General features: G+C 61.2%; 6 protein-coding genes. 5 read left to right on the plus strand and 1 reads right to left on the minus strand.

The window, feature by feature from the left end:
• Positions 1 to 1,019: acetyl-CoA C-acyltransferase (locus tag AAFM29_RS15760; protein WP_341713733.1), on the minus strand; the 1,019-nt coding region annotated here is incomplete at its 3' end.
• An 88-nt stretch (positions 1,020 to 1,107) separates the two neighbouring features.
• Here AAFM29_RS15760 and AAFM29_RS15765 point away from each other — a divergent pair.
• The 5 genes from AAFM29_RS15765 to AAFM29_RS15785 all read left to right on the plus strand — a co-directional run.
• Positions 1,108 to 2,538 carry a coniferyl aldehyde dehydrogenase gene (locus tag AAFM29_RS15765; RefSeq protein WP_341713734.1) on the plus strand — a complete coding sequence of 477 codons (1,431 nt, stop codon included), beginning with the start codon at positions 1,108 to 1,110 and terminating at the stop codon, positions 2,536 to 2,538.
• A gap of 255 nt (positions 2,539 to 2,793) precedes the next feature.
• A complete protein-coding gene (gene ndhC / locus AAFM29_RS15770) occupies positions 2,794 to 3,168 on the plus strand; it encodes an NADH-quinone oxidoreductase subunit A (protein ID WP_173216304.1) in 375 nt (124 codons plus the stop codon).
• A gap of 4 nt (positions 3,169 to 3,172) precedes the next feature.
• Entirely contained in the window at positions 3,173 to 3,727 is a 555-nt protein-coding gene (locus tag AAFM29_RS15775; protein WP_341713735.1) for an NADH-quinone oxidoreductase subunit B family protein, read from the plus strand.
• 10 nt (positions 3,728 to 3,737) lie between these two features.
• Positions 3,738 to 4,529: an NADH-quinone oxidoreductase subunit C gene (locus tag AAFM29_RS15780; RefSeq protein ID WP_341713736.1), complete on the plus strand. Its 792-nt coding sequence runs from the start codon at positions 3,738 to 3,740 to the stop codon at positions 4,527 to 4,529.
• A partial coding sequence (locus tag AAFM29_RS15785; RefSeq protein ID WP_341713737.1) for a hypothetical protein occupies positions 4,529 to 5,021 on the plus strand: 493 nt, incomplete at its 3' end. The genes AAFM29_RS15780 and AAFM29_RS15785, both read left to right, overlap by 1 nt.

A 5,021-nucleotide genomic window follows, 5' to 3' on the forward strand; every position in this document is an offset into this window, starting at 1 on the left:
TGCGGGATGCCGATGTCGCGCATGGCGAACATCGCGACGCAGGCGAAGGCCTCGTTCACTTCCCAAAGGTCGACGTCGTCGGTCGACCAGCCAGCCTTTTCGAGCAGCTTGCTGATCGCACCGACCGGGGCCACGGTGAAGTCCTTGGGCTCCTGAGCATGGGCCGCGATGGCGACAATCTTGGCAACCGGGGTCTGACCATTGGCATTCGCAAGGCTCTCGCGAGTCAGCACGACCGCGGCAGCGCCATCGGAAATCGATGAGGAAGTTGCTGCGGTAATGGTGCCGTCCTTGGCGAAGGCAGGGCGCAGGGTAGGAATCTTCTCCGGCTTGCCCTTGCCGGGCTGTTCATCGGTATCGATGGTGACTTCACCCGCACGGGTAGCGAAGGTCACACTAACCACTTCGCCTTCAAACGCACCGTTCTCGATCGCGGCGTTGGCACGACGCAACGACTCGATTGAGTAACCGTCCATGTCTTCGCGAGTAAGCTGGTATTCGTTGGCAGTATCTTGGGCGAAGGTGCCCATCGCGCGGCCGACGTCATAGGCATCTTCGAGTCCATCGAGGAACATGTGATCGTAAGTCGTGTCATGCCCGATGCGGGCGCCCGAGCGATGCTTCTTGAGCAGGTAGGGTGCGTTGGTCATGCTCTCCATGCCGCCGGCGACGACATAGTCGACCGTCCCGCTGGCAAGGGCTTCGGCGCCCATGATGACCGTCTGCATGCCGCTGCCGCAAACCTTGTTCACCGTTGTCGCCTGTACCGATTTTGGCAGGCCGGCCTTGATCGAGGCCTGGCGTGCGGGAGCCTGACCGAGGCCCGCGGGCAGGACGCAGCCCATATAGGTCCGGTCGAACTTCTCAGGCGCAACGCCAGAACGTTCCACAGCTGCCTTGACTGCAGTGGCGCCCAGATCGGTTGCGGAAACTTCGGAGAGGGCACCCTGCATGCCGCCCATCGGCGTACGGGCATAGGAAAGGATCACGACGGGATCGGCGGCGCTGAACTGGGTCATCTTGTGCAGGTCCTTGGCTTCTGGAATATCGTGCAGGCGAGATAGGGCCTGCGTCGCTGCAGCGCAACATGGACGAGGGGAGAATACGATGGCGGATGATCGCAAGGCGGAAATGGAAACGGTGCTACGCAAACAGCGCGCCGCGCACCATCAGATGCGGCCGGAACCGATGGCTTTGCGCCGTGATCGTATCGAACGCGCCATCAAACTTCTGAAGAAGCACGGAGAAGATCTGTGCAAGGTCATGAGTGCCGACTTCGGCAGCCGTAGTCCGCATCAATCGATGATTACCGATATCGGCGGCACAGTGAACTTCGGGAAGTACTGCCTCAAAAACATGGAAAAATGGGCGCGGCCGGAAAGGCGTCATGTCCAGTTTCCGTTGGGCCTGCTCGGCGCGAAGGCAGAACTTCGCTACGAACCCAAGGGAGTCGTCGGCATCCTCAGCCCCTGGAATTTCCCGGTAAACCTCAGTTTCGGACCGCTTATGCAGGTCTTCGCAGCGGGCAACCGTGCGATGATCAAGCCTTCGGAGTTTACCGAGAAAACCAGCCTGCTGACCAAGGAACTGATCGCGGAGTACTTCACTCCAGATGAATGCGCTGTGTTCACTGGGGGCCCTGAAGTGGCTGCGGCCTTCTCGGAGTTGCCGTTCGATCACCTCATCTTCACCGGGTCGACAGCGACTGGACGGCGAGTGATGGAGGCCGCCTCGAAGAACCTTGTGCCGGTTACCCTCGAGCTGGGTGGGAAGAGCCCGGTGTTCATGGGTGAGAGCGCGGATTTCGCGAAGGCAGGCGAGCGTGTTGCGCTGGGCAAGATGATGAACGCTGGGCAGATCTGCCTCGCGCCCGACTACCTATACGTCCCTGAAAGCAAGCAGGACGAAGCAATCCATGGCGTGTGGCAGGGCACGGCCAATATGTACCCGACACTGCTCGAGAACGAGGATTACGCCAGCGTCGTCTCCGACCGCCACTTCGACCGTCTCAAGAGCCTGGTGCAGGATGCGAGGGACAAGGGCGCCGAGGTGATCGAGGTCAATCCCGGCAATGAGGATTTCTCGAACACCAATGCGCGCAAGATGCCGTTGACGATTCTCAAGAACGTCACCGACGACATGTTGGCGATGAAGGAAGAAATCTTCGGGCCGGTTCTCCCGGTGAAGACCTATAGCCGTATCGACGATGCGATTGACTACGTGAATGAGCACGATCGTCCGCTCGGCCTCTATTACTTCGGTGAGAGTGCCGATGAGCGCGAGAAGGTGCTGACCAAGACGATCAGCGGCGGTGTTACCGTGAACGACGTGATCTTCCACGTGTCGATGGACGATCTGCCGTTCGGCGGGGTGGGTGCCTCGGGTATGGGTAGCTATCACGGGGTGGAAGGCTTCCGGGAATTCAGCCATGCGCGTAGCGTCTACACCCAGCCCAAGATCGACATAGCCAAGCTCGGCGGGTTCAAGCCGCCCTATGGAGCCGCGACCGAAAAAGCGGTCAAAGGCATGATGAAATAGGGCGTACCAACGCTTTGAACTCGTCAGGCAGCGAGTGAGCGAGCGGGAATGGATGCCAGACTGTGCAAGTCTGGGATCAATACGCAGGGTGAAGGGTAGCGCAAGCCAGTGCTGGCCCGCGGGCTGTCGAGTACCTCCCGTATGTGGCGAAAAGCGCGCAAGGGTTGTCGCCAAATTTGCACGGCCCGACCCCTTGCGCCCGCGAGCCCGTCCGCCTAGAGGCAGGCCGAATTTCGAGCCCAGATGGATTCCTACGTGGTCGACCTCGAGCAATATCTTCCGATCCTGATCTTCCTGTTCATCGCGGTGGGCCTTTCGGCGCTGTTCGTGTTCCTGCCGATGGGCGTGGCGCGGCTGACCGGGACTCACAACCCCGATGCAGAGAAGCTCAGCGAGTATGAATGCGGCTTCCCCGCCTTCGAAGATCCGCGCAGTCAGTTCGACGTGCGTTTCTACCTTATCGCGATCCTCTTTATCATCTTCGATCTTGAAGCTGCTTTCCTGTTTCCCTGGGCGGTCAGTCTCGACCTTACCGGTTGGGCTGGGTGGACCACCATGATGGTGTTCCTGTTCGAACTCGCCGTCGGCCTCGCCTATGCGTGGAAGGTCGGCGCGCTGGAGTGGGAGTAACCCGATGGCTCAGCAGAGCATCATCATGCCGCCGGCGGCACAGCCGGGTGACGTTCGCCAGCCGGACGCCGATTATTTCCACGCCCTGCAGACCGAGGTGAACGACAAGGGTTTCCTCGTCACCAGCACCGAGGACCTGTTCAACTGGGCGCGTACCGGCTCGCTGTGGTGGATGACTTTCGGCCTCGCCTGCTGCGCGGTCGAAATGATCCACGTCAACATGCCGCGCTATGACATGGAACGTTTTGGTGCTGCCCCCCGCGCTTCGCCGCGTCAGTCGGACGTGATGATCGTTGCGGGTACACTGTGCAACAAGATGGCCCCGGCGCTGCGCAAGGTTTACGACCAGATGTCGGACCCCAAGTACGTCATCTCGATGGGGAGCTGTGCCAACGGCGGCGGCTATTACCACTATAGCTACAGCGTCGTGCGCGGTTGCGACCGTATCGTGCCGGTCGACATCTATGTGCCCGGATGCCCGCCGACAGCCGAGGCGTTGCTCTACGGCGTGATGCAACTGCAGCGGAAGATCCGCCGCACGGGCACGATCCAGAGGTAGGGGCGAGGCTATGGCAACGCTACATTCCGCGCCCCGTTTCACGCAGATCGAGGGGCTCAAGGACACGCTGGCAAAGGCGCTAGGCGATCATCTCGTCGAAGCGACCGAGGCCCATGGTGAACTGTTGCTCCATGTGAAGCGCGACAGCGTCGAGGATGCGCTGCGCATCCTGCGGGACGAACACGAATACCAGCAGCTGATGGAAATCGCCGGTGCGGACTATCCAGCCCGGGCCGAGCGGTTCGAAGTCATCTACATGCTGCTTTCGGTGACAACCAACAACCGCGTCATCGTCAAATGTCGGGCCAGCGAAGATACGCCGGTGCCGACTGCGACGACGCTCTGGCCCAATGCTGGTTGGCTTGAGCGCGAAGTGTTCGACATGTACGGCGTGCTGTTCGCCGGAAACACCGACCTTCGCCGCATCCTGACTGATTACGGGTTTGAAGGGCATCCCTTCCGCAAAGACTTCCCGCTGACTGGCTACCAGGAACTGCGTTACTCGGAAGAGCTAAAGCGCGTCGTCTATGAGCCGGTTCAACTGGCGCAGGACCTGCGGCAGTTCGATTTCATGTCGCCGTGGGAAGGGGCGGACTACGTACTTCCGGGGGATGAGAAAGCCGAAACGCCGCCCCCCGCAGCAGCTCCGAAGCCTGCGGAGCCGGCCAAGGCCGCGGCTCCGGCCAAGAAGAAGGCCCCTGCAAAGAAGCCCGCGGCGAAGAAGGCCGCTGCGAAGAAACCTGCGGCGGCGAAGGCTCCAGCCAAGCGCAAGGCCGCGACGAAGAAGAAGGATGCCGAATGATGCGCCGCCTTCTCCCTCTCGCCCTTGTCGCGCTCGCGGCCTGCTCACAGTCAGCTGAGCAGCAGGAAAGCGCGGACGATTTCGCGGCTCGGATCGGACAGGACGGTTCGCAGCAGCTCGATCCTTCACAACCTGATCCGGATGCACCGAATACTGCACAGCCTGCACCGCCGGCCAATGTCGATCTGACTGCCTTGCAGCAGCTGGGCGATGTTGGCGGGGTCAATCTGGGGCCGCGCGATGGCGGCTGCACGCTGATGGTTGGCGAACAGGAAATGCTGATTGCCGCGGCGATGAACGACAAGGCGCTTCCCGGCAAAGCAGTGGTTCGCATCGGCAATGTGCTTGTGATGACCGATGCCGCCATTGGCGGGCTTGAGGCCGTGAAGCGCGGTACGACCTTCGCAGGCGAAGGCTTCAAAGTCACCGTGCGCCCAGCCGAAGGCGACGCCCAGCGCCGCCCGGCAAACGTCACCGTCAGCGATGCGGCGG

The organism is Erythrobacter sp., from assembly GCF_038133525.1.
Taxonomy (GTDB): domain Bacteria; phylum Pseudomonadota; class Alphaproteobacteria; order Sphingomonadales; family Sphingomonadaceae; genus Qipengyuania.